This is a genomic window from Pseudomonas sp. BN606 (genome assembly GCF_029873115.1).
In the GTDB taxonomy this organism is placed as follows: domain Bacteria; phylum Pseudomonadota; class Gammaproteobacteria; order Pseudomonadales; family Pseudomonadaceae; genus Metapseudomonas.
Genome location: NZ_SSOF01000061.1, coordinates 25,773 through 49,333 on the forward strand (window position 1 = coordinate 25,773; position 23,561 = coordinate 49,333).

Genomic DNA, 23,561 nt, shown 5'->3' on the forward strand with positions numbered 1-23,561 from the left:
GTGCCGCCATGCTCAGCCAGCTCCATGACCTCGACCTGCAACTGCTGCGCATCTTCGTCACGGTGGTGGAAAGCGGCGGCTTCAGCGCCGCCCAGGGCGAACTGGGTATCGGCCAGTCCACCATCAGCACGCAAATGGCCAAGTTGGAGACACGACTGGGCTTTCGTCTTTGCGAACGCGGCAAGGCGGGCTTTCGCCTGACCCCCAAGGGCGAGCAGGTGCTCGCTGCCACGCGCAAGCTGTTCGGCGCCATCGAGACTTTCAAGGGAGAGGCGCGGGGCATGTCCGGCCTGCTTCTGGGCGAGCTGCGCATCGGTCTATCCGAAGCCCTCGACAGCCAGGTGCTACAACACCTGGGAGATGCCATCGGGCGCTTCCGTCAGCGCAACCAGGCCGTGCAGTTCGAGCTGATCAGTGCCATGCCGGCCGAGCTGGAGCGGCGCCTGCTACAAGACCAGTTGCACCTGGCGATCGGCTACTTCTCGGGCACCCAGGCGGCGCTGGACTACCAGCCGCTGTTCAGCGAGCAGCAACGGTTGTTCTGTGGTGTCGGGCACCCGCTGTTTGGACTTGGGCAGGTCAGTCTCGACGACTTGGCCGACTGCGACCTGGTGCATCACCCGTACCGTTTTGAAGAAGCGCGGCAGCCCTTCCAGAGCGGCCCGAGCAGTGCGCGCACCGAACAGGTGGAGTGCAGCCTGGCGTTCATCCTGTCAGGCGCACATATCGGCTACCTTCCAGAACACATCGCCGCGCCGTGGGAGGCCAACGGGCAACTCAGGGCGTTGCTGCCGGAGCAGACTGGCTACCGTGTGCAGTTCCACCTCAGCAGCCATCGCGGCCGCCAGCCTAGCGAAGCGCAGGTGGCGTTCGTGGAGGATCTGGTCGAGGCGTTCGGGGATGTGTAGGAGCGAGCGCTTGTGGGGGTGAATTCATTCGCCAGGCAGGGCGCGGCCCTGCCCTTGTAGGAGCGAATTCATTCGCGAAACGGGCGAGCACCGAGCAGGCCGGTGAACGCCCTTTCCCCCGCCCGTTCTCCCGGAAGGCGAGGGGTGGCTCTCGGACCACTCTCGTCCAGATCGGCTGGCAAAAGGACCCAGGCGATCACATATACCAGCGATATTCCCGCGCGCTGACCTCGTTCATGAAGTCCAGGTACTCCTGGCGTTTGTTCTCGCAGTAAACCATCACGAACTCGCTGCCCAGGCCTTCGTTTACCGCAGGGTGGCTGCGCATGGCGGCGACGGCGGTGAGCATGTCCTTGGGGAAGTCGATGCCGCTTTCGCGGTCTTCGTTGAGCGGCGCGATCGGCTCGCGGGCGGCATCCAGGCCGTGTTCCATGCCGGAGAGGATGGCGGCCAGCACCAGGTAGGGGTTGGCGTCGGCACCGGCCAGGCGGTGTTCGATGCGCAGGTTTCGGCCGTCGGATTCGGGGATGCGGATGCACGCATCGCGGTCCTCGAAGCCCCAGCTGGCGCGGCTGGCGGCATTGACCATGGCACCGTAGCGGCGGAAGGCGTTGTGGTTGGCAGCGAAGATCGGCATGCAGTGCGGCAGCAGGTCGAGGCAACCGGCCACGGCGTGGCGCAGCGGGCGCTGGTCGTTGGCGGCGAGCAGGTTGTTGCCGTCCCGGTCGTAGAGGCTCACATGCACGTGCATGCCGCTGCCCGGTGCATTCAGGTAGGGCTTGCTCATGAAGCTGGCGCGCTGGCCATGCTTGAGCGCAACACCACGGGTACTGCGACAGAAGAGAGCGGCCCAATCGGCGGCCTTGAGACCGTCATCGCAATGGCCGAAGTTGATTTCGAACTGGCCCGGGCCGAGTTCGGCGGTGATGACGTTGGCGGCAACGCCTTGCTCGTTGGCGGCGTCGACCATCTCATGCAGCACGCTAGAGAAACGCGACAGGCGCTCGATGTGCATGTTCGGCTGGTCGTCCTCGTCCTCGCAGAGCGGATCGCGGGGGAATTGCGGCAGACCGTCCTGGAGCTTGCGATCGAACAGGTAGAACTCCAGTTCGAAAGCCACCACCGGGCGGATTCCGCGCTTCTCCAGTCGCTGCAGTACCCGCGCCAGCACCTCGCGCGGTTCGAACTCGATGGGGGCCTCAGTACCGTCGGAAGTGATCAGCATCTGCCCCAGCGGCTCCTTTTCCCAGCGCACTGGCTTCAGCGTGCCGGGCACCAGGCGACGCGGTGCGTCCGGGTCGCCATCTGCGAAACAGTAGTCGCCAATCGGATAGAGCCCGCCCTGGGTGCCCAGCAGCACGCAGTTCTGCGGCACCTTGAGCGGGCTGCCGGCGGCAACTTTCTCCACCATTTCCACGGGGTAGCGCTTGCCGTAGAAATGGCCGGGAATGTCCAGGCAGATCAGGTCGATATAGCGGACCTCCGGGTACTGGGCACGGAAGGCGCGCACTTCGCTGAGCAGGTCGGGGTACTGGTTTGTTGTTGTCATCACTGCTGTCCTGCGAGCGGGGGCTTCAGGTGAAGACCCACAAGACTCGCGTCGGTTTGTCGGAAAGATTGGCGTAGCGGAACTGGGCATGGGGCGGCAGCTGGAAGCTGTCGTTGGGGTAAAGGGTCACGGGCTTGGTGTCATCGTCGTACCAGACCGTCAGCTCCCCTTCGAGGACGAAACCGCCCTGCTCGGAACTGTCGTCCAGGTGACCCTCGCCGCTGGTGGCACCGGGTGCCAGGTGACTCTCCAGCATGGAAAAGCCGCCGGACATGGTGGGCGAGGCCAGCACGTCGGTAATGCCACCGGCGTAATAAAGCGTGCGACGTTCGCCCGGGCGGGTGACCCAGGGCGTCTCGCGTGGCTTGCTCAGGTTGTAGAAGTAAGTCGTGGGCACGCCCAGCGCTTCGCTGATGGCGGTAAGGTCGGCAACTGTCGGGCGCGACAGCCCACGCTCCACCTGGGAAAGGAACCCCACCGAGCGATCGATGCGCGTGGCGAGGTCCCCCAGGGTCACGTTTTTGTGCTTGCGCAGGTCACGAATCAGGATCGCGAGGCTTTCGATTTCGTCTTGCTTGTCCAATGGTGTCTCCTTGAGTCCCCCCTCTCCCGCGGGTGGGAGAGGGGCCGGGGGAGAGGGCATCGTCCCCCGCACAGAGCACTTAAATTACATCGCGTAGCCGGTAATAGGCCTTGCCGGCCGCTTCCAGCGGCGCGGCCAGCAGCGAGCCGCCCGGAAAGCGCGGGTTGCCGATGGCCTGGTAGAGGTCGATCAGGTCGTCATTGCCGAGGATGGCGTCGCTCACCGCCTTGGCGCCGGCCAGGGTCGGCAGGATTCCGTGACCGGAGAAGCCCTGCAGCCAATAGCGCGAGCCTTCGCGACCGATGTCCGGGGTGCGCTTCATGCTGACGTCGATGTGGCCGCCCCAGCCGAATTCGATTTCCACGCCCTTGAGCTGCGGGAATACGCGCTCCAGATATGGACGCGTGGCCGCCGGCACATCCTTGGGCAGGCCGCCCAGGTAGGTGCAGCCGCCGCCGAACAACAGTCGGTGGTCAGGGGTAAGGCGGAAGTAGTCAGGCACGAACTGGTTGTCGATCGCGCAACTGTTCTTCGGCAGCAGCGAGCGCGCCAGTTCCGGGTCCAGCGGCGCGGTCGCCACCTGGTAGGAACCTACCGGCAGCAGGCGGCTGGAAAGCTGGCGGTCGAGGCGGTCGACGTAGGCGTTGCAGGCCATCACCAGGATGCTTCCGCGCACTTCGCCCTGCGCGGTACGGGCCACATAGCCGGAAGGCGTTTCACGGTATTCCAGCACCCGGCTCTGCTCATAGATGCGCCCGCCGCGGGCTTCGATGGCGGCGGCCAGGCCCTGGGCCAACTTGAGTGGATTGAGGTGGGCAGCTTCCGGGTCGTACAGCGCCGCCTGGTAACGCGGGCTGTCGATCCACTCGGACAGTTCGTCGCGGCGGATCAGGCGCATCCGGTCGTAGCCCCATTTATGGATGGCGTCTTCCTGGGCCTCTTCGAGGAGTTTCACCCGACGTTCCATCACGGCGGTCCAGAGGCTGCCGACGCGGTAATCCACATCGAACCCGTGGCGGACCGGCAGCTCACGCATCTCGCCTGCGGCCCAGCGCATGCTGTCCCACAACCGACGGGTACGCTCCAGACCCAGTGCCTTTTCCAGCGGCGGCATATCGCAGGACCAGCCCAGCAATGCCTGCCCGCCATTGCGCCCGGAGGCCGCCCAGGCCACGCGGCTGGCTTCCAGCAGGGTTACGCGCTTGCCGGCCTCGGCAAGACGCAGGGCGGTATGCAGCCCGCTGAAACCGGCCCCGATGATCAGGACATCGGTCTCCTCGCTACCGGCCTGGCTCGGACGCAGGGGAATGCTGCCTGGGTAGGTGCGGGCGTAGTAGGTGCCGACATGCTGGGCGGACTGCTTGAACATGGGTGCCTCGTGAAATTTTCATCTGTAGATTTCATGAAAATCTACAGAAAAATATTCACTCAGCCAAGCAATTTGTTTGAAATAAACAACACGAGATCCGAGAAGCCGCACAAATAACAGCCATCTCAGGGTAGAGGTGATTGAAATTACGGACAGCCGTGCATGATTCAGCCTACTGCTGCGTCCACACCTGCGCCTTCAGGCACTCCGCTACGTAATCGAGAAAGCAGGTGATGCGAGAGGCCAGCGCGGTATTGCGGTAGTAGACGGCATTGATCGGCTGGCGCACTTCCAACGTCTCGCGTACCAGCACCTGCACCAGGCTGCCGTCCGCGCGGTCGGCCTGGGTCATGAAATCGGAGAGACACACGATGCCGGCACCGGACAGGGCCAACTGGCGTAGCGTTTCGCCGCTGGAAGCCTTGATCGCAGGCTCGATCGGCAACTCGTCACCCAAGGTGTTGCGCAGGGGCCAGAGGTTGAGGGTTTCCGGCTGGGTGAAACCGATCAGACTGCGCTGCTGCAACGCTTCGACATCCTTCGGCGTGCCATGAACCTTGAGGTAGGCGGGGCTGGCCAGCACACGGATGCGGCTGCTGCCAAGCGGGCGGGCGTGGAGGGTGGAATCGCGCAGGGTGCCGATGCGAATGGCGATATCAGTGCGATGCTCGATCAGGTCGATGATCTGGTCGCTGCTGTGTAGTTCCAGTTCGATCTCCGGGTAGCGCTCACGAAAACCCGCAACCAGCGGCACCAGCACATGCAGCATGAATGGCGAAGCGGCATTGACCCGCAGCCGTCCCGCTGGCTTCTGCCGGCGCAGGGCCATCTGCTCTTCGGCCTCCTCCACCTGGGCGAGAATGCGCCGCGCCTGGCACAGGAACGCCTCGCCTTCCTCCGTCAGTTCCAGGCGCCGCGTGGTGCGGCGCAGCAGCGTGACATCGAGCTTTTCCTCCAACCGGCTCAGGGCGCGACTTACGCCCGAGGCGGTCTGCGCCAGTTGCTCGGCGGCGGCGGTGATCGAGCCGGTATCGACCACGGTGGCAAAGGCTTGCAGCTCGTCCAGGGTAGTTTTCATTCGTGACTCCCAAGCAAATATCTTTGGCTTGATACTCGGTTTTTTCGCATGAGTCGAGCGGCGACACTGTGCGCCATCCGCCCTTTCTCGGGCATGTTCGACTGAACTGGAGATTCCTCATGAGCATTCCCGCACTCGGCCTCGGCACGTTCCGCCTCAAGGAACAGCAGGTGATCGATTCGGTCAGCAATGGACTGGAACTGGGCTACCGCCACATCGACACCGCACAGATCTATGGCAACGAAACCGACGTTGGCCTGGCCATCGCCGAAAGCGGTGTGCCGCGTGACGAATTGTTCGTCACCACCAAGGTCTGGACGGAGAACCTCACCGCCGCCCGTTTGATCCCCAGCCTGGAAGAGAGCCTGGCCAAGCTGCGCCTGGAGCGGCTGGACCTGGCGCTGATCCACTGGCCCAGCCCCGCCGATGCCATTCCGGTGGCCGAGTACATGGGCGCCCTGGCCGAAGCCAGGGCACGCGGCCTGACGCGGCAGATCGGCATCTCCAACTTCACCCTCTCGCACATGCAGCAGGCTATCGACGCAGTTGGCAAGGAAGCTATCGCCACCAACCAGGTGGAAATCCATCCCTTCCTGCAGAACCGCAAGGTCGTGGAGTTCGCCCGCAGCCAGGGTATCCACCTCACCGCCTACATGCCGCTGGCCTACGGCAAGGTCATGCACGACCCGGTGATCCGGGGCATCGCCACCGCCCACGACGCCACGCCGGCCCAGGTCGCCCTGGCCTGGCTGCTGCAGCAGGGCTTCGCGGTGATTCCCTCCTCCACCCGCCGCGATAACCTGGCCAGCAACCTGCGGGCCCAGGAGCTTGTGCTGACCGAAACTGAAATGGCGGCGATCGCGACACTGGATCGCGGCGAGCGTCTGGCCGCGCCGGACTTCGCCCCGAACTGGGATTGAGCGAGACGGCGAGGGCCGCTGCGCGGGCCTTTCGCGAATGAATTCGCTCCCACCATCCAGGCAAACGGGCGAGTGACGGGGCCGCCGGATGCAACTACCCTCCTCCCTGATCTGCCAGGGAGAACTCCACCCATGTCCATCCAACGCGCCTTGCCGCGACTCGTCTGCATCGCCGCACTGGCCCTGCTGGGTGCATGCACCCAGCAACAGCAGCAGCAACCACCCGCCACGCCGCCAGCCGGCCAGCCGCAGGCACCAGCCACCACGCCGCAGGACCAACAGGCCAGCGAATTCGAAAGGCTCAAGCAACAGGCCGGACGTGGTGACCCTGACGCGCAGTACCAGCTCGGCAGCCTGTTCTTCGTCGGCAAGCCGCAGAAGGACCTCAAGCAGGCCGAGTACTGGTGGAAGCAAGCGGCCGACAAGGGGCATTCCCAGTCGGCCTTCAGCCTCGCCTTTCTCTACACCGGACGCGCCGACCCCGCCTTCGCCGATCAACGTGCCATGCACAAGTACCTCAGCCAGGCCTCTGCCGCCGGCAATGCCATGGCGCAGCACGTGCTGGGCAGCATGTACGCCCAGGGCGCCGAAGGTCTGAAACAGGACCCCAACCAGGCCCGCGCGCTATTCCAGAGCGCGTGCGACAAACAGTACCCACCGAGCTGCGAAGCGTTGAAGAAGCTGCAAGCGAATTGAGTCGATCTTGTAGGGGCGATTTCAATCGCCAAGCAGGTCGAAGACCTGCCCTGTAGGAGCGAATTCATTCGCGAAAGGGATTGGCACCGAGCCAACCTGCGTCCCCACAAGCAAAAACGCCCGGCATTAGCCGGGCGCTTTCATTCACTGCGCGATCAGAACCGGTAGTTGGCGCTGACCTCCAGGGTGCGAGGTGCGCCGGGGGTGATCAGGTCCACCGAGCCATGGGCCGAGGCGTAGTAGTCGCGGTCGAACGCGTTGTGCAGACGCAGCGCCATGTCCCATTGCGGCAGGTTGTAGAGCAGCGCCGCATCGAAGGTCGTGTAGCTGGGCATCACGACCTTGTTGTCCAGTGCGGTGTAGCGGTCATCCACGTAGTTGGCGCCCATGCCGAGACGCCATTCCGGGGTCAGCGAGCGCACCACCCAGAGGTTGGCGCTGTTGCGCGGCGTCAGGGTCGGTACCTGGCCTTCGTTGGGCACGCCGTTGGTCTTGTTGGTGGACTTGGTGATCTCCGCGTCCAGGTAAGCGTAGCCGCCGTAGACATTCCACTTCTCGGTGATCTGGCCGCTGAAGGTGGCTTCGAATCCATCGGTGCGCTGCTCACCGGCAAGCACCGTCAGGTTGGTGGTCGGGTCGGTGGTTTTCATGTTGGTGCGCTCGAGGCGGAACACCGCTGCGGTGAACGAGAGGCGGTTGTCGAGCAGGTCCCACTTGGCGCCCACCTCGTAGTTGGTGGTTTCTTCAGGCTCCAGGTGCTGGTTGCTCGGCGCCAAGGCAAACACTTCGCCCGACGGCTGATAACCACGGCTCACCGAGGCGAAGTAGGACTGGATCTGATCCGGCTGGAACACAAGGCCGGCACGCGGGCTCCAGGTCTTGTCGGTACGGTCCAGGTCGACGTTGGCCAGGCGATCATCATCATATTCCTGGCCGAAGATGTCGTAGCGTACGCCGAGCAGCGCCTTCCACTGCGAAGTCAGCTCGATCAGGTCCTGCACGTAGAAGCCGGCAGTGTCCTGGAAGTTGGTGCCCTTGGAAGACAAGTTGCTGGCGTGCTCCGGTACCGGAACCAGGGCGTCACGGTAGACCGGAACCTGCGCCACGTTGTTCTGGCTGAATACGCGCTGGTACTTGTCCTGGTGGCCCAGCTCCACACCGTAGAGCAGGCTGTGCTGCATTCCGGCCAGTTGGGCCTGCTGCTTCAGTTCGGTCTGGTTGAACACACCGTACTCATCACGCGCCACGTTTCCACGGTTCAGTTTCACCAGCAGCTCGCCGTTGGGGGCGGTGACGAAACGGGTCGGACTGCTGTCGGCCAGGGTGTTGTTGCGGTCCAGGTCGTAGTGGTAGTAGCGGGTGGTGTTGCTCAACGTCAGCTCGTCGTTGATGCGGTAGTCCAGGCCGGCAGTGAAGGAGAACACTTCACTGCGGGCGTAGTCCTGGTCCGCGTCACCGGAGCCGAAGCGCTTCTCGCGGTCGACGTGTACCGGGCGATCGCCAAGCGCGGGGATACCGAAATCGATCAAGCGCTTGTCGTAGAGGTAGGTGGCGCCCAGGTTGAGCTCTAGGTCATCGGACAGCTTGAAGAAAGCGGACGGCGCAATCGCCTTGCGGTCGATGTAGCCGTCATCGCGGAAGGTGTCGCTGTCTTCGAACGCACCGGTGACGCGGAACGCCTTGTCGCGCTGCTGCTGGTCGCCCCAGCCGGCATCGAACTGGGTGCGACGCTTGCCTTCACTGTCGAAGCTGACACCCAGCTCCCGCTTGGGATCAAAACCGGGCTTCTTGCTCACGCTGTTGATCAGGCCACCGGAAGAACCACGCCCGTAAAGCACGGCAGCCGGGCCCTTGATGACCTCGACGCGTTCGACGTTGGAGAGGTCGCGGAAGTACAGCGCGTCATCACGGATGCCGTCTACGAACATATCGCCAATGGCGCTGAATCCGCGGATGGTGACCTGGTCGCGCTGGCCATCACCGTTGGAAAGACCAATGCCGGGGACGTTCTTCAGCACGTCTTCCATGGACTGGGCGCCCTGGTCCTTGATCACGCTCTCAGGCACCACGTTGACGGTCTGGGGAATGTCACGCAGTGGCGCGTCGATCTTCAGCCCGCTTCGGCTCTCGGTGGCCTTGTAGCTTTGCTGCTCGTAGGCACTGGTCACCGAGGTCGCCGGAATGGCCAGCGCCTCCCCGGTTTCAGCCTGGACAGCGGGAATTACCAGCAGGCCCAGCATCGGCAGAGATGCCGGGGCAATACGCTTTCTAGCCACCAAGAGTTCCTTAGTCATTGTGAAAAAGAACAAATGGTAACAATTAGCATTTGCAAATCAAATGTAAATGATTCGCAGATGGTGAGTTTTATCGATTGATTTTCGTGGCATTCCTTGCAGCACCGGGCGCCATGCCATGGCAGCGCTTGAAGGCGCGACTGAAGGCAGCTTCCGACTGATAGCCCAGGCGCTCGGCCAGGGCCGCGATTGACACGTCCCCTTCCTGCAACCAGCCCAGCGCAAGGTTCATGCGCCAGCGGGTCAGGTATTGCATGGCCGGTTCGCCCACCAGGGCGGTGAAGCGTGCGGCGAAGGCGGAGCGCGACATGGCAGCGACTTCGGCCAGGGACACGAGACTCCAGTCTCGCGCCGGGTCACGGTGAATCAGGCCGATGGCGCGACCGATCTGGCGGTCCTGCAAGGCACCAAGCCAGCCGGTTTGGGCCGCAGGGTCGCGCTCGATCCAGGCACGAATGGCCTGGATCACCAGGATGTCGGCCAGCCGCGTTACCACCGTCTCGCCACCCGGGCGCATGGCTCGTGCCTCGTCGCGCATGAAGCGCAAGGTACCCTGCAGCCAGTCGGCGTGTTCGGCGCTGGTCGCCTCCACGTGCAACAACGGCGGAAGCAGGCGTACCAGTTGCCGCGCCACCGGATGGTCGAAGCGCACTGCCCCGCAGACCAGGCTAACCGGAGCGCCGCCGCCGCCATGGCGAATGATCTCGTAGCGGTCGCTCAGGCACTCTCGCGGCAGATCGAACAACGGCACCGCCGCCACGTTCCTCCCGCTCAGCAGGCTATGGCCCTGACCATGGGGCACCAGCGCCAGGTCGCCCGCGCGCAGTAGCAGCGGTTCGTGCCCGCCCACTTCGAGCCAGCATTCGCCGGATGTCACCACATGGAACATCAGGCAGTCCTCCATCGACGGCAGCCCCAGCCCCCAGGGCGCGGTGAACTCAGATGCGCAATAGAGCGTCCCGCTCATGCGCAGCAGGTGCAGTGCTTCACCCAGGGGATCGTGGGATTGCCAGGGGGTGTTCGGGTCCATGGTGGCTTGCTCATCTCTGGACGATTGATCATGAATCATCGACCCGTGATCATTGTTCGTCCAATGCTCTCGGCTGAGACTTGATCTCAAGCGCTCAGGCATGTGCCGGACAGACAAGCGCGACCAGGAGGACGAGATGATCACGGTAATGGGTGCCACCGGGCACACGGGCAAACGCATCGCCTGGCAACTGCTGAAAGCGGGTCATCCGGTTCGCGCACTGGGACGTTCGGCTGAACGCCTGGCCGAGCTGAAGGATGCCGGGGCCGAAGTGATGGCCGGTGAGCCGAACGATGCGGCTTACCTGACCAAGGCCTTTCATGGCGCCGACGTGGTCTACACCTTGCTGCCCTACGACCCGTCGGTGGCCGATTACATGGCGCAGCAGGCAGATGTGGGTGAAGCCATCGTGAAGGCGATACGCAACAGCGGCGTCCGCCGCGTGGTGGCGCTATCGAGCGTCGGCGCGGAGCTGGCTTCGGGCAACGGTCCGATTGCCAGCATGCATGAGCAGGAAGTGCGCCTGCGCGCGGTGTCGAGCGTCGATGTGCTGATCCTTCGGGCGGGTGTCTTTTTTGAGAACCTGCTGCCGGCGCTGTACATGATCGAGCAGCACGGCCTGGTGGCCGACGGCGTCGACGCGGACGTGCCGGTGCCGATGATCGCCTCGCAGGACATCGCCGATGCAGCCCTCGCCGCGCTGCTCGACCGCGATTGGCACGGAGTACAGGTGCGCGAACTGCTCGGACAGCGGGACATCAGTTATGGCGAGGCCACGCGCATCCTGGGCGAGCACCTGGGTCGGCCGGACCTGCCCTATGTGCAACTGCCCTATGGCGAAATGGCGGGGATGCTGCAGGAAGCGGGGTTCTCGGCAGACCTCGCCGGGCTCTATGCGGAGCTGGCCCAGGGCATCAACGAGCGGCGGGTGAAGTCCCTGGAAGGACGGCGTCCTGAAAACACCACGGCGACGTCATTCGAGGCGTTCGTGGCGGAGATGGTGGTTTAAGTCACCCTGGGGCGATGCTCAGCTGCGCAGCCCTTGGCGACCTGCACGCCTGCGTCAGCTGTTGGCGCAGGCGCTGGACTCCTTCAGGTAGGTCACGGATTTCTCTTCGCCCTGGGAATCGACGTAGGTCATCTTCGCCTGGATGGTCTCGCAGGTCAGTGAGTTGGGCTCGTCTATGGAGATGACACGGGCGACGTCCAGCGGCATGCCGTAGCTGTAGGGCACGGATTCAGCGGATTTCGCGGCGAAGACACTGCCGCTGGCCAGGAAAGCGAGCAGCAAGGTGGTACTGGTGGCGATTGCACGGTTCATGGTGGTTCTCCTGATTTGACTGGAAGGCCCTGACATCGTTGCCGATGCGTGCTCGGCCCATGTGCCAATTCGACTCCAGGCAAGGCGCAGGAAAAAGACGCCTTTGCTGAAAGCGCTTTTCCGCGGCGCGCAACAATCTTCGCCGCCCGACGGTCATGCCCCCGCTTACGACGGGGTCTATCGTTCCCTGACCGGCAAACGGCCAGCAGGAGAGGACCCGGCCATGAACACTAGTGATCTGCTCGAACAACTACTGCGGTCCGGCCAGGCCGGGGCAGCGCAACGGGGCGAAGCAGGAATGTCGTCGCAGGACCCTCTGGGCGGACTCGGCGGTCTGTTGGGCGGTCTCATGGGAGGTGGCGGCGGCGCCAATGCCGGACTGGGAGGCTTGCTCGGCGGCATCCTTGGCGGTGGCCAGGGCGGTGCATCCATGGGTGGTGGCTCGATGGGGAGTGGTGGCGGGCGTGCCGGCGGAATGAACTACGCTGCGCTGGCCTCCCTGGGCATGATGGCCTTTCAGGCGTATCAGTCCTGGCAGCGCCAGCAGTCTTCCGCCCCCCAGCAGGCAATCAGCACGGTGGACCAGCTTTCCGGCGCCGAAGCCGATGACCACAGCCTGGCCATCCTTCGCGCATTGATCGCCGCGGCCAAGGCGGACGGGCGCATCGACGAGCAGGAAAAACAGACCATCTACGCGGAGATTTCCCGGCATACCGACGACCCGCAATTGCAGGAGTGGCTGGACCAGGAAGTGCGCAGCCCGCTGGATGCAGCCGACGTGGCGCAGTCCGCCACGGACCCTGGCATGGCCGCCGAGATGTACCTGGCCAGCGTGATGCTGGTGGATGACCAGCAGGCTGCGGAACGCAGCTACCTGGACGAACTGGCCTATCAGCTGAAACTCGATCCGGACCTGCAGGCCCATCTGGAGCAACAGGCGCGGGGCAATGCCTAAGGCGTAACCTGATAGCCACGCTGCTGCAGGCAGCTCATATAGGCCGACGACGCCGTGCTGCTAGCCTGCTCGTTGGTGCGGCGGTTCTGCCGACGCTCCTGGCGTTGGCGCGAGCCGCCGACTACGGCACCGGCCACGGCGGCGTCCTTGGCTTTCTCTTGCCGGTACTCCTTCTGCAGATCGTCATCGATACGGTCGTAGTCGTTGCTGCGCGCCTGGCCAACGACGGCACCGGCCATCGCCCCCGTGGCGGCACCCCGGACACGACCGCCGCTTGGGTTGGTGTCGGCGGGAGGAGCGGCGCTGCCGGCCTGGGCCTGACAGTTGGCGACGTCCTGCTGGATCTGCTGCTGGGTCTGCCCCTGCAGGGGCACCACGGTTTCGGCGATAGCCGGCAGGCAGATGAATGCGGCGAGCAAGGTCCAGCGACAAGGGGAGAAGGGACTCATGGTGACGAGGCTCCCGAAGGATGTGGGTGGGACCGGTGTAACGCCGGTCGTGTTCCGTTCAGTCTGGGTCGGTACCAGGCACTGCGACAGGGGTGCCGACCAGTGGGCGTCGCATGCCGGCTTCAGGTAGCCTTGCGCACCCGCTAACCTCCAAGCACGCCACCGACCGAGCCCGTCCATGTCCGACCTGTCCCTCGACGAAATCGACCGCCAGCTGATCGCCGCTCTGCAGATCAACGCCCGCGAAAGTGTGGCCATGCTGGCGCGACGCCTGGGTATCGCGCGCACTACGGTGACCTCGCGCCTGGCCCGCCTGGAAAAGGCGCGGATAATCACCGGCTACGGCGTGCGCCTGGGCCAGCGAGTGGCCGATGGTGGCCTGCAAGCCTACGTGGGGATCACCGTGAAGCCTCGTAGCGGCAAGGACGTGTTGCGGCGCCTGACGGGAATGGCAGAGGTGCAGGTGCTCTGCGCAGTGAGCGGCGAGTTCGACTACGTCGCCTGGTTGCGCGCCGATTCCCCCGAGCGCCTCGATGAACTGCTGGACCTGATCGGCAGCGTCGACGGGGTGGAGAAGACCACGACCTCGATCATCCTCAGTTGCAAGATCGATCGCGGCCAGCCGTTGGCGCCCGCCAGCACCTAGGTTGGCGCGCGCGGCATCCCGCCAGAGTGCAGCGAAACCCTACGATTGGCCGTCTGCCTCCGCCTGTTGGGCCTCGCGTAGCTCGAACCAACCTACGAACCTCGCTCCCTCCACTGACTACGCTGATGGAAAGCGCACGCAAGCATGTTCGTCGTTTAGCGCAATGTGATCGTCATATCGTATTGAATGACTACCAAATGACGACACTCTGCGTCTTATGGACGAAATCGACGCTCCCTAGAATGGCTCCACCGCGCCTCCGGGCCGCTCTTCCACAAGCCTTCAAGGTCCATCATGAACAAGAACGATCGCCACCCTGCCGACGGCAAGAAACCCATCACCATCTTCGGCCCGGACTTCCCCTTCGCCTTCGATGACTGGATCGAGCATCCAGCGGGCCTGGGCAGCATTCCGGCTGAACAGCATGGGGCCGAGGTGGCCATTGTCGGAGCCGGCATCGCCGGCCTGGTGGCGGCCTACGAGTTGATGAAGCTGGGCCTGAAGCCCGTGGTTTATGAAGCCTCCAAGATGGGTGGACGCCTGCGTTCGCAGACCTTCGAAGGCACTGACGGCATCATCGCGGAACTGGGCGGCATGCGCTTCCCGGCCTCATCCACTGCCTTCTACCACTACGTCGACATGCTCGGTCTCAAGACCCAGCCCTTCCCCAACCCGCTGACCCCGGCCTCGGGCAGCACGGTGATCGATATCGAGGGCAAGACTTACTACGCGGAGAAGATGGCCGACCTGCCGGCGCTCTTCCAGGAAGTGGCCGACGCCTGGGCTGATGCCCTGGAAGACGGCGCCCGCTTCGGCGACATCCAGCAGGCCATCCGCGACCGCGATGTAAAACGCCTGAAAGAACTGTGGGACACCCTGGTGCCACTGTGGGACGACCGCACTTTCTATGACTTCGTGGCCAGCTCCAAGGCCTTCGCCAAGCTGTCCTTCCACCACCGCGAAGTGTTCGGCCAGGTAGGCTTCGGCACCGGCGGCTGGGACTCCGACTTCCCCAACTCGATGCTGGAAATCTTCCGCGTGGTGATGACCGCCTGCGACGACAACCAGCACCTGATCGTTGGCGGCGTGCAGCAAGTGCCCATGGGCATCTGGCGCCATGTCCCGGAGAAGTGCGTGCACTGGCCGGCTGGTACCAGCCTGGCGTCCCTGCACAACGGCGCACCGCGTCCTGGTGTGAAACGCATCGCCCGCGCCGCCGATGGTCGTCTTGCGGTGACCGACAACTGGGGCGATACCCGTCACTTCGCGGCGGTGCTCGCCACCTGCCAGAGCTGGCTGCTGACCACCCAGATCGAGTGCGAAGAATCGTTGTTCTCGCAGAAGATGTGGATGGCCCTGGACCGCACGCGCTACATGCAGTCCTCCAAGACCTTCGTGATGGTCGATCGCCCGTTCTGGAAGGACAAGAATCCGGAAACCGGCCGCGACACCCTGAGCATGACCCTCACCGACCGCCTGACCCGCGGCACTTACCTGTTCGACAACGGCGACGACAAGCCCGGCGTGATCTGCCTGTCCTACTCCTGGATGAGCGACGCGCTGAAGATGCTGCCGCACCCGGTGGAGAAGCGCGTGAAGCTGGCCCTGGATGCGCTGAAGAAGATCTACCCGGACGTGGATATCGCCGGCCACATCATCGGCGATCCAATTACCATTTCCTGGGAATCGGACCCGCACTTCCTCGGTGCCTTCAAAGGCGCGCTGCCGGGCCACTATCGCTACAACCAGCGCATGTACGCCCACTTCATGCAGGACGACATGCCCGCCGAGCAGCGCGGCATCTTCATCGCCGGTGACGACGTGTCCTGGACCCCGGCCTGGGTGGAAGGTGCGGTACAGACCTCGCTCAACGCGGTCTGGGGCATTATGAAGCACTTCGGCGGCAGCACTCCGTCCGAGAACCCCGGCCCCGGTGACTGCTTCGCTGAGCTCGGCCCCATCGCCCTGCCTGACTGAGTCGGGAGACGTCCATGCGCATCGCCCTCTATCAGTGCCCACCCTTGCCGCGCGATCCGGCGGCCAACCTCGATCGCCTGCATCTGCGGGCGGCTGAGGCCGCCCGGCGCGGCGCACAGCTGCTGGTTACGCCGGAGATGTACCTCAGCGGCTACAACATTGGCGCGGAAGCGGTCAGCGCCCTGGCCGACCCCTGCGACGGTGCCTGGGCCGGACGAATAGCCGGGATAGCCCGCGAGCACGGCATCGCCATCCTCTACGGCTACCCGGAACGTAGCGCCGAAGGCGCCATCTTCAACTCGGTGCAACTGATCGACGCCCAGGGCCAGCGTCTCGGCAACTACCGCAAGACCCACCTCTTCGGCGAGCTGGACAGGAGCATGTTCAGCGCCGGCGGCGACGACTATCCGCTGGTGGAACTGAACGGCTGGAAGCTGGGCATGCTGATCTGCTACGACGTGGAGTTCCCCGAGAACGTCCGCCGCCTGGCACTCGCCGGCGCCGATGCGGTACTGGTGCCGACCGCCAACATGGAGCCGTTTGACTTCGTCTGCGACGTGCTGGTCCGCACCCGCGCATTCGAAAGTCAGTGCTACCTGGCTTACGCCAACTATTGCGGTTCCGAGGGAGAAATCCGCTACTGCGGCCTCTCCAGCGTTTGCGCGCCGGACGGCAGCCAGGCAGCGATTTGTGGACGCGAAGAGACCCTGGCCTTCGCCGACCTCAGGCGGGACAAGCTGGAGGCCTCGCGGGAGAGTCTTACCTACCTCAGGGATCGGCGGGCGGAGTTGTATCGCCCGCTGAGCTGAACCCGAGACTTCTGTCGGGGCGAATTCATTCGCTTGGGGTAACGAAGCTACCCTGAGATCTCGAAGGGCAGACCTGCGGCCTGCTTGGCGAATGAATTCGCCCCCACAGGAAAAGCGGATCACGCCTGCGAAAGATCAAGTCAGCGCGGCATGCGGTCCGGTCAGGTAGTCCAGCAGGCGGAACAGCGTCGGCGCCAGTGCGCTGCAGTGAGGGATGCCGTCGCGAATGGCCGACGCGTCTTCCACGGAACCTGAAAGCTCAAGATCCGCCGCGCAGGCCTCCAGCATCGCTTCGATGCTTTCCGGCGTGCTTTCCAGATGGCATTGCAGGCCAATGGCCCGCTCTTCCCAGACAAAACCCTGATTGGCGCAGGCCGCCGAACCGTAGAGGGGAATCGCCCCGGACGGCAGGTCGAAGGTCTCACCGTGCCAGTGCATTGCCAACAACCGCTGGGGCAGCATGCGGCCCAGCGGGGTGCGATCCGCCTCGAGGTGCTTCTCCATCGGCCACCAGCCAATCTCTGCCTCGCCCTTGCGCACTACCGCGCCCAGGGCCTGGGCCAGCAACTGGCCACCGAGGCAGATGCCCAGTACGCGCTTGCCCGCGTCGAGTGCCTTGCGGATCAATTTCTTCTCGGCCTTCAGCCAGGGAAGCTCCGCTTCGTCATGCACGCTCATGGGCCCTCCCATGACAATGAGCAGGTCGAAGTCGTCGGGACTCGGCAGGAGGGCATCGGCGTAAAGGCTGTACATCCGAACCTGCGCGGCGCGCAGGTCGAGCCATTGCTGGATGCGGCCAGCGCCTTCGAAGGGGGCATGCTGCAGGATGGCAACGCGCATGTCAGGCGATCTCCAGGGGTTCGCTCTTGGCCAGGGCAAAGGCGCGGTTCAGGCGCTTGAGCATTTCATCGACATTGGCGCGGCTTACCGTCAGCGCCGGGGTGAAGCGCAGGCAGTCAGGCTGCGGCGCATTGATCAGCAATCCTTCGGCGAAGGCGTGTCGGGCCACGAGGGGTGCGGACTGGCGAATCAGCGGCAGGCCGATCATCAGGCCGTGGCCACGCAGGGGACCGTGCCCATGGCGACGGGATACCCGCGCCAATCCTTCGCGCAAGTGCTGGGCGACATCTCGGACCTGCTCGAGAAAGCCAGACTCCAGCACCGTATTCAGTACGGCAAGGCCGGCAGCGGTCATCAATGCGTTGCCATGGTAGGTGCCACCCTGCTCGCCTGGTTCGAAGCAACAGGCATTGCCACGCGCCAGCAAGGCAGCGAGGGGTACTCCGCCACCCAGCCCCTTGCCAAGGGTGATGATGTCGGCACGGATGCCGTAGAGCTCTTCCGCCAACAGGGTGCCGCAACGGCCGATGCCGGTCTGTACTTCGTCGAGGATCAGCAGCACGCCGCGTTCCCGACACAGGCGTTCGACGCCCTGGAAGTACTCCAGTGTGGCGGGGATGACGCCGGCTTCGCCCTGCACCGGCTCCAGCATCACTGCCACCGTCGTCTCGTCCACAGCGGCGGCCAGGGCATCGAGGTCGTTGTACGGAACCTTGGTGAAGCCCGGCACCTTCGGCTCGAACATCGATTCGAAGACCGGCTTACCGGAAGCGGACATGGTGGCCAGCGTGCGGCCGTGAAAGCTGTTGCTGGCGGTGACGATGCCGAAGGCCCCACCCCGATGCAGCTGACCCCACTTGCGAGCCAGCTTGATGGCCCCTTCGTTGGCCTCGGCGCCACTGTTGAGGAAGTACACCTGGTCGCTGCCGCTTGCCTGGCACAAGCGCGAGGCGAGTTCGAGCATTCCGCGGTTGTAGTAGGCCGGCCCGGGATTGATCAGGTTCTCCGCCTGACGTTTGAGCGCATTGACCACGACGCTGGGGCTGTGGCCCAGACTGTTCACCGCCCAGCCCTGAGTGAAGTCGAGGAAGGCATGGCCTTCGGAATCCCAGAGCCAGGAACCCTGGCCGCGCACGAACAGTTGGTCGGGACGTTCCACGGTTTTCATCAAGCGCAGACCGGCGAGAGCATCACGCATGCTCCGGGACCTCCTCATGTCGATACTCGACGCCCAGCAGGCGCAGGCCGTCCGGGCCCTGTTCGAGGATGCGGCGGAGTTCTCGACGACGCTCTATGTGCAGGCTGAAACCCTCCTCGCGGGGGAAGCGCTTGCGCATCTCGCGGGTCATCTCCACGTAGCGCGCCTGGCTTACGCTGATCTCGGCGAACAGCACGTCGTCACGGCGCAGGCTTATGCGGTAGTCGCTCATGCGCGCATCCCCTCCAGCGGCAAGCCCTGCAAACGGGCACTCCAGTCTTCCAAAAGGCCTGTGCTGAGACGGCGGGCAGCCGTTTCGCGCCAGCGCGTGGACAGCGCTTCGCACTGTTGCAGTTGCTGCAGGCCGGCGTGTTCCAGCGGGAAATGGAAGAAGCTCTGGATGGTGTGGGCAACGGTCAGGCCGGGGTAGCTGCGCTGGATCAGTTCCAGCGAGTCTTCCTGGCTGACGAAGCCGGGCCGCAGCACGCGGTAGAACCAGCCACAGCGGCCGGTTTCCTGCACCCGCTCCGGCAATTCGGGAATGTCCCAACGGCGGCTCAGGCGGTAACAGGGCGAACGCGGCTGACTGACCTGAATGAAGGCCTGCCCCCAGCGGAAGATATCGCCGATGCACACCTGGTCTTCGGTGAGGCCGCAGGTGGAAAGGTTCTCGCCGAAGCTTGGTGCTTTCCATTCGAGGTGACGAAAATGCTTGCGCCAGTACTGGTAGTGCTCGGCCGGATAATGGTGCAGCGCACGTTCGGGACCACCGTGGAAACGCGGGTCACCCTGCTCGTCGCTGCCCAGGCCCTGGGGCCAGAGCCAGAGACGGTGGTCGATCGATTGCTTGTCGATTGCACTGGACAAACCACCGCCTATATCTTCGGCTTTACCTATGAAAACGCCATTTACGACCCATGCGCACATTCGCCCTCTCCAGCACCAGATGCAGTCTCTACGTGGCATAGGCTATGGCCTTGAAGCATCACGGGCCATTTCGTTTTTCCAGCTTTATCGATAAGTAACGCTTATGGATTTTCGCCAGCTTCGCTACTTCGTCGCGCTTTACGAGGAAGGCCACGTCGGTCGCGCCGCCGAGCGTCTGAGCCTGTCGCAACCAGCGCTCTCCCAACAGATTCGCCAGTTGGAGCAGAACCTGGATGTCAGCCTGTTCCAGCGCAGCGGAAAACGCCTGCTGCCGACCTTGGCCGCGCACACCCTGTATGGCCACGCCCTGCCACTACTGGATGGGCTGGAACGCGCCCGTGAGGCGTTGCGCGGATTCCGTGGCCAGTCGCCGCGCAGCCTGGCTATCGGCGTACTTCAGACGGTCAATGCGGCGCTGGTCCCCATGCTGCTGGAGCGCCTGCGCGAGGCACAGCCACAGCTGGTGGTACAGATCTATGAACTGTCGGGACTGGATATCGAACGCCGCCTGCTGACCGGCAACCTGGATATCGGAATCGGCTTCCTGCCACCGCGCCAACCAGGGCTGCACAGCCAGTTGCTCTACGAGGATGAGTTGCAGTTGGTGATTCCCTCCGAGCACCCACTGAAGGAGTTCAAGAAGGTTTCCCTGGCCCAGGCGGCTGAGCTGCCGATGCTGCTGCTCGGCGAGGAGTTCCGCATCCGGCAGATCTGGCAGGAGCAACTCGCCCTGCTCGGCCGCCGCCCGCACGTGCAGGCGGAGCTGAACCACATGGCGGGCATCCTCGACAGCCTGCCGCACACCATGCTGGCGACGGTGCTGCCCGGCCGCGCGCGACAGATGCATGCGAACCAGGGTCTGTTGTGGAAGCCGCTTAGCGAGCCACGGGTGCCGTTGAAGGTGGGATTGGTGTTTCGCGATGCCCAGCGCCAGCAGGCGACCTTGGAGTTGCTGCGCTCGGTACTGGAAGGGGTGGTGGGGCCGAAGGACTATTGAGCTGGGGGAGTTTTGCAACGCAGAAAAAGAAAAACCTCGCCGAAGCGAGGTTTTGCAGACTGTGTCCCGACATCCCTGATCTGACCGCCATCCTGGCGGAATCCGGCGTATCCCTGTTTTGAAATGCGCTTCCTGCGCGACGTCCAATGGAGTGAAGATTAATCCCCTCTACCAGGGTCTGAAAGGAGCTATAGCCACCAGCATTTGTAAGCTAATGCTTACACGATTTCGGAATTATCCGAGGCCCTCTTATTGCAACCCAAGGTGCAACCAAGCAAGCGATCGGTTGGTCTTGGTTTGCCCCCGGTGCTCTTGTTAGACTCGTTTTGTCCTACAAGAACTACAGACCCCGACAAGGTGGTCCCAGGGTCATGACCATGCGCCCAATTCTTACTGCCCTTTCCTGCCTGGCGGCCCTGGTCGCCAGCCATGCATTCGCCGGTGGCCAGGATCGCCTGGCCGATCCGAAGGCCGCGGTCGAGCAGGCCTTCTGGCAACAGCTCTACGCCGACGGAGGCGTCACGCTCTATTGCGGCAAGACCTTCAGCGCTCCCGGCGGCCTGCTCAGTGCCAGCCCGGTGTACAGCGCCAAGCAGATCAAGAGTGCACTGCGCTGCGTCACCGACAGCCAGTGCCAAGCTGCCAATGCGCAATACCCCTACATGCTCTCCGACCTGCACAACCTCTACCCGGACCAGTCGCGCATCGAACTGGCCCGCCGCAATGCCCTGTTCGGCGATGTCGGCGACGGTGGACAGCGCACGCTGGCCGACTGTGACTTCAAATCCGCCTACCAACTCGTCGAACCTCGCGACGCCGCCAAGGGCAACGTAGCCCGCGCGATCTTCTACATGCACAGCGAATATGGCCTGCCCATCGTCGGCCAGTTGCAGATGTTCCAGCAGTGGAACCGCCTCGACCCGGTGGACGACGAAGAACGCGCCCGCAATAGCCGCATCGAGGCGATCCAGGGCAACCGCAACCGCTTCATCGATGACCCGTCATTGGCGGATTCGCTACAGCCGTAGGAAAGCTTGTGGGGACAGCTGCGCTGTCCTTGGCGAATGAATTAGCCCCTACCGAAAAGCATCTCCCGGAAAATACGAAGCCCCGCAATTGCGGGGCTTCGTGTTTGCCGACTAGCGCTTAGAACTGCGCGGCGTCGAGCAGGTAGAGCGACTCGCTGCCGGCCTTCACCGAGGCGGTCAGGGAGTGGATGCGCGGCAGCAGGCGAGCGAAGTAGAAGCGCGCGGTGCCGAGCTTGCTGGCGTAGAACTCGTCCTGACCTTCCTTGCCCAGCGCAGCGCGAGCCATCAGGGCCCACATGTAGGCGTAGGCGGTGTAGCCGAACACATGAAGGTACTCGACCGAGGCAGCGCCGATTTCGTTCGGGTTGTTCTTCGCACGGTCCAGGACCCAGGCGGTCAGCTCGTCGAGGTTGGCGACGGCAGCTTTCAGCGGTTCGGTGAACTCGGCCAGCTCGGCGGAGGCGCCATTGGCGAACGCCTTGATCTCGTCGGCGAAGTGCTTGTAGAACGCGCCACCGCTGCCGACGATCTTGCGGCCCATCAGGTCGAGTGCCTGGATGCCGTTGGTGCCTTCGTAGATCTGGGTGATGCGCACATCACGCACCAGCTGCTCCTGGCCCCACTCGCGGATGAAGCCGTGACCGCCGAATACCTGCTGGCCGTGGATAGTGGTTTCCAGACCGAGGTCGGTGAGGAAAGCCTTGGCGACGGGGGTCAGCAGGGCGACCATTTCTTCGGCGCGCTTGCGCACGGCGGTGTCTTCGCTGAACTTGGCGGTGTCCAGCTGCATGGCCACGTAGCTGGAGAAGGCACGGCCGCCTTCGTTGGCTGCCTTCATGGTCAGCAGCATGCGACGCACGTCCGGATGGACGATGATCGGGTCAGCAGCCTTGTCCTTGGCGACCGGGCCGGTCGGCGCGCGGCTCTGGATACGCTCACGGGCGTATTCCACGGCGCTCTGGTAGGAACGCTCGCCAGAAGCCAGGCCCTGGATACCAACGCCCAGGCGCTCGTAATTCATCATGGTGAACATGGCGGCCAGGCCCTTGTTCGGGGCGTCGACGATGTAGCCGGTGGCGCCGTCGAAGTTCATCACGCAGGTGGCAGAGGCCTTGATGCCCATCTTGTGTTCGATGGAACCGCAAGAGACGGCGTTCTGTTCGCCCAGAGAACCGTCCGCGTTGACCATGACCTTGGGCACCAGGAACAGGGAAATGCCTTTCGGGCCGGCCGGGGCATCCGGCAGCTTGGCCAGTACCAGGTGGATGATGTTCTCGGTCAGATCGTGCTCACCGCCGGTGATGAAGATCTTGGTGCCGGAGATCTTGTAGCTGCCGTCAGCCTGGGGTTCGGCCTTCGTGCGGATGATGCCGAGGTCGGTACCGGCATGCGGCTCGGTCAGGCACATGGAGCCAGCCCAGACACCCGCGTACATGTTCGGCAGGTACTTTTCCTTCAGCTCTTCACTGGCGTGCGCGTTGATCGACAGGCAGGCGCCTGCGGTCAGCATCGGGTACAGGCCGAAGGACAGGTTGGCCGCATTGACCATCTCTTCGACTTGGGCGGAAATCACCTTGGGCATGCCCATGCCGCCAAAGATGGGGTCACCGCCCACACCAACCCAGCCGCCTTCGGCGTAGGTCTTGTAGGCCGCGGGGAAGCCCGCCGGAGTGCTCACGGAACCGTCTTTCCACTGGCAGCCTTCTTCGTCGCCGCTGCGGTTCAGCGGGGCGATCACGCCACCGGTGACCTTGCCGGCTTCTTCCAGGATGGCGGAGGCGGTATCGGCGTCGACCACTTCGGCCAGGGCAGGCAGCTCAGCCCAGAGCTTGGCTACCTCGAAAACTTCATTGAGGACGAAGCGCATATCGCGCAGGGGCGCTTTGTAGTCAGCCATGTGCAAACCTCGCAATCACTCACAGGTGGCCAGGGTCGGCCGGTTCACGGAAGAGGTCCGCAGTGTACATGAACAACTTTTAAGAGACAT

The 23,561-nt window shown here is 63.8% G+C and carries 23 protein-coding genes; 10 read left to right on the plus strand and 13 right to left on the minus strand.

What is annotated here, in order from left to right:
- The first annotated feature begins 8 nt into the window (after window positions 1–8).
- Window positions 9–908, plus strand: coding sequence for a LysR family transcriptional regulator (locus tag E8E75_RS10590; protein WP_153920395.1), 900 nt, complete (start codon window positions 9–11; stop codon window positions 906–908).
- Between the two features lie 196 nt (window positions 909–1,104).
- Here the strand turns inward: E8E75_RS10590 and E8E75_RS10595 are convergent, their stop codons facing one another.
- From E8E75_RS10595 to E8E75_RS10610, 4 genes are all read right to left on the minus strand, one after another.
- On the minus strand, window positions 1,105–2,457 hold the full coding sequence (locus tag E8E75_RS10595; RefSeq protein ID WP_120653387.1) for a glutamine synthetase family protein: 1,353 nt from the start codon (window positions 2,455–2,457) through the stop codon (window positions 1,105–1,107).
- A gap of 25 nt (window positions 2,458–2,482) precedes the next feature.
- Entirely contained in the window at window positions 2,483–3,040 is a 558-nt protein-coding gene (locus tag E8E75_RS10600) for an XRE family transcriptional regulator (protein WP_174235587.1), read from the minus strand.
- A gap of 79 nt (window positions 3,041–3,119) precedes the next feature.
- The gene (locus E8E75_RS10605; RefSeq protein ID WP_120653389.1) at window positions 3,120–4,409 is read right to left on the minus strand and encodes an FAD-binding oxidoreductase; all 1,290 of its coding nucleotides are present in this window, start codon (window positions 4,407–4,409) and stop codon (window positions 3,120–3,122) included.
- 172 nt (window positions 4,410–4,581) lie between these two features.
- Window positions 4,582–5,487: a LysR family transcriptional regulator gene (locus E8E75_RS10610; RefSeq protein WP_120653390.1), complete on the minus strand. Its 906-nt coding sequence runs from the start codon at window positions 5,485–5,487 to the stop codon at window positions 4,582–4,584.
- 119 nt (window positions 5,488–5,606) lie between these two features.
- On the opposite strand from E8E75_RS10610, the gene dkgB reads away from it, so the two are divergent.
- Entirely contained in the window at window positions 5,607–6,407 is an 801-nt protein-coding gene (gene dkgB / locus E8E75_RS10615) for a 2,5-didehydrogluconate reductase DkgB (protein ID WP_153920393.1), read from the plus strand.
- Between the two features lie 132 nt (window positions 6,408–6,539).
- Entirely contained in the window at window positions 6,540–7,103 is a 564-nt protein-coding gene (locus tag E8E75_RS10620) for a tetratricopeptide repeat protein (protein ID WP_153920391.1), read from the plus strand.
- A gap of 155 nt (window positions 7,104–7,258) precedes the next feature.
- Here E8E75_RS10620 and E8E75_RS10625 read toward each other — a convergent pair whose 3' ends face one another.
- Window positions 7,259–9,379 (minus strand): TonB-dependent siderophore receptor, encoded by a 2,121-nt coding sequence (locus E8E75_RS10625; RefSeq protein ID WP_280358698.1) that lies wholly within the window; start codon window positions 9,377–9,379, stop codon window positions 7,259–7,261.
- Window positions 9,380–9,467: 88 nt separating this feature from the next.
- On the minus strand, window positions 9,468–10,427 hold the full coding sequence (locus E8E75_RS10630) for an AraC family transcriptional regulator (protein WP_120653394.1): 960 nt from the start codon (window positions 10,425–10,427) through the stop codon (window positions 9,468–9,470).
- Window positions 10,428–10,563: 136 nt separating this feature from the next.
- On the opposite strand from E8E75_RS10630, the gene E8E75_RS10635 reads away from it, so the two are divergent.
- Complete coding sequence (locus tag E8E75_RS10635) at window positions 10,564–11,436, plus strand: NmrA family NAD(P)-binding protein (RefSeq protein ID WP_120653395.1); 873 nt, start codon at window positions 10,564–10,566, stop codon at window positions 11,434–11,436.
- A 54-nt stretch (window positions 11,437–11,490) separates the two neighbouring features.
- Here the strand turns inward: E8E75_RS10635 and E8E75_RS10640 are convergent, their stop codons facing one another.
- The gene (locus tag E8E75_RS10640; RefSeq protein ID WP_120653396.1) at window positions 11,491–11,748 is read right to left on the minus strand and encodes a DUF2790 domain-containing protein; all 258 of its coding nucleotides are present in this window, start codon (window positions 11,746–11,748) and stop codon (window positions 11,491–11,493) included.
- Window positions 11,749–11,971: 223 nt separating this feature from the next.
- On the opposite strand from E8E75_RS10640, the gene E8E75_RS10645 reads away from it, so the two are divergent.
- Window positions 11,972–12,703, plus strand: a complete 732-nt coding sequence (locus tag E8E75_RS10645; protein ID WP_120653397.1) for a tellurite resistance TerB family protein — start codon at window positions 11,972–11,974, stop codon at window positions 12,701–12,703.
- Here E8E75_RS10645 and E8E75_RS10650 read toward each other — a convergent pair.
- A complete protein-coding gene (locus tag E8E75_RS10650; RefSeq protein ID WP_120653398.1) occupies window positions 12,700–13,152 on the minus strand; it encodes a YMGG-like glycine zipper-containing protein in 453 nt (150 codons plus the stop codon). The genes E8E75_RS10645 and E8E75_RS10650 overlap by 4 nt on opposite strands.
- Window positions 13,153–13,330: 178 nt before the next feature.
- Between E8E75_RS10650 and E8E75_RS10655 the strand changes: the two genes are divergently transcribed.
- From E8E75_RS10655 to E8E75_RS10665, 3 genes are all read left to right on the plus strand, one after another.
- Entirely contained in the window at window positions 13,331–13,798 is a 468-nt protein-coding gene (locus tag E8E75_RS10655) for an Lrp/AsnC family transcriptional regulator (protein ID WP_120653399.1), read from the plus strand.
- Between the two features lie 294 nt (window positions 13,799–14,092).
- Window positions 14,093–15,775 (plus strand): NAD(P)/FAD-dependent oxidoreductase, encoded by a 1,683-nt coding sequence (locus tag E8E75_RS10660; RefSeq protein WP_120653400.1) that lies wholly within the window; start codon window positions 14,093–14,095, stop codon window positions 15,773–15,775.
- A 14-nt stretch (window positions 15,776–15,789) separates the two neighbouring features.
- Window positions 15,790–16,584, plus strand: a complete 795-nt coding sequence (locus E8E75_RS10665; RefSeq protein WP_120653401.1) for a carbon-nitrogen hydrolase family protein — start codon at window positions 15,790–15,792, stop codon at window positions 16,582–16,584.
- 135 nt (window positions 16,585–16,719) lie between these two features.
- Here the strand turns inward: E8E75_RS10665 and E8E75_RS10670 are convergent, their stop codons facing one another.
- From E8E75_RS10670 to E8E75_RS10685, 4 genes are read right to left on the minus strand one after another with little or no spacing between them, the layout of a single operon-like run.
- A complete protein-coding gene (locus E8E75_RS10670; protein WP_153920389.1) occupies window positions 16,720–17,424 on the minus strand; it encodes a type 1 glutamine amidotransferase in 705 nt (234 codons plus the stop codon).
- Window position 17,425: 1 nt separating this feature from the next.
- On the minus strand, window positions 17,426–18,622 hold the full coding sequence (locus E8E75_RS10675) for an aminotransferase class III-fold pyridoxal phosphate-dependent enzyme (protein ID WP_120653403.1): 1,197 nt from the start codon (window positions 18,620–18,622) through the stop codon (window positions 17,426–17,428).
- Window positions 18,615–18,854, minus strand: a complete 240-nt coding sequence (locus E8E75_RS10680; protein ID WP_120653404.1) for a hypothetical protein — start codon at window positions 18,852–18,854, stop codon at window positions 18,615–18,617. The genes E8E75_RS10675 and E8E75_RS10680 overlap by 8 nt, the downstream gene beginning before the upstream one ends.
- The gene (locus E8E75_RS10685; RefSeq protein ID WP_120653405.1) at window positions 18,851–19,549 is read right to left on the minus strand and encodes an MOSC domain-containing protein; all 699 of its coding nucleotides are present in this window, start codon (window positions 19,547–19,549) and stop codon (window positions 18,851–18,853) included. The genes E8E75_RS10680 and E8E75_RS10685 overlap by 4 nt, the downstream gene beginning before the upstream one ends.
- A 103-nt stretch (window positions 19,550–19,652) precedes the next feature.
- On the opposite strand from E8E75_RS10685, the gene E8E75_RS10690 reads away from it, so the two are divergent.
- Both E8E75_RS10690 and E8E75_RS10695 read left to right on the plus strand, forming a co-directional pair.
- The gene (locus E8E75_RS10690) at window positions 19,653–20,546 is read left to right on the plus strand and encodes a LysR substrate-binding domain-containing protein (protein WP_120653406.1); all 894 of its coding nucleotides are present in this window, start codon (window positions 19,653–19,655) and stop codon (window positions 20,544–20,546) included.
- 371 nt (window positions 20,547–20,917) lie between these two features.
- Window positions 20,918–21,574 (plus strand): endonuclease, encoded by a 657-nt coding sequence (locus tag E8E75_RS10695; RefSeq protein WP_305955667.1) that lies wholly within the window; start codon window positions 20,918–20,920, stop codon window positions 21,572–21,574.
- Window positions 21,575–21,692: 118 nt separating this feature from the next.
- Here the strand turns inward: E8E75_RS10695 and E8E75_RS10700 are convergent, their stop codons facing one another.
- Window positions 21,693–23,471, minus strand: coding sequence for an acyl-CoA dehydrogenase C-terminal domain-containing protein (locus E8E75_RS10700; protein WP_120653407.1), 1,779 nt, complete (start codon window positions 23,469–23,471; stop codon window positions 21,693–21,695).
- Window positions 23,472–23,561 lie beyond the last annotated feature (90 nt).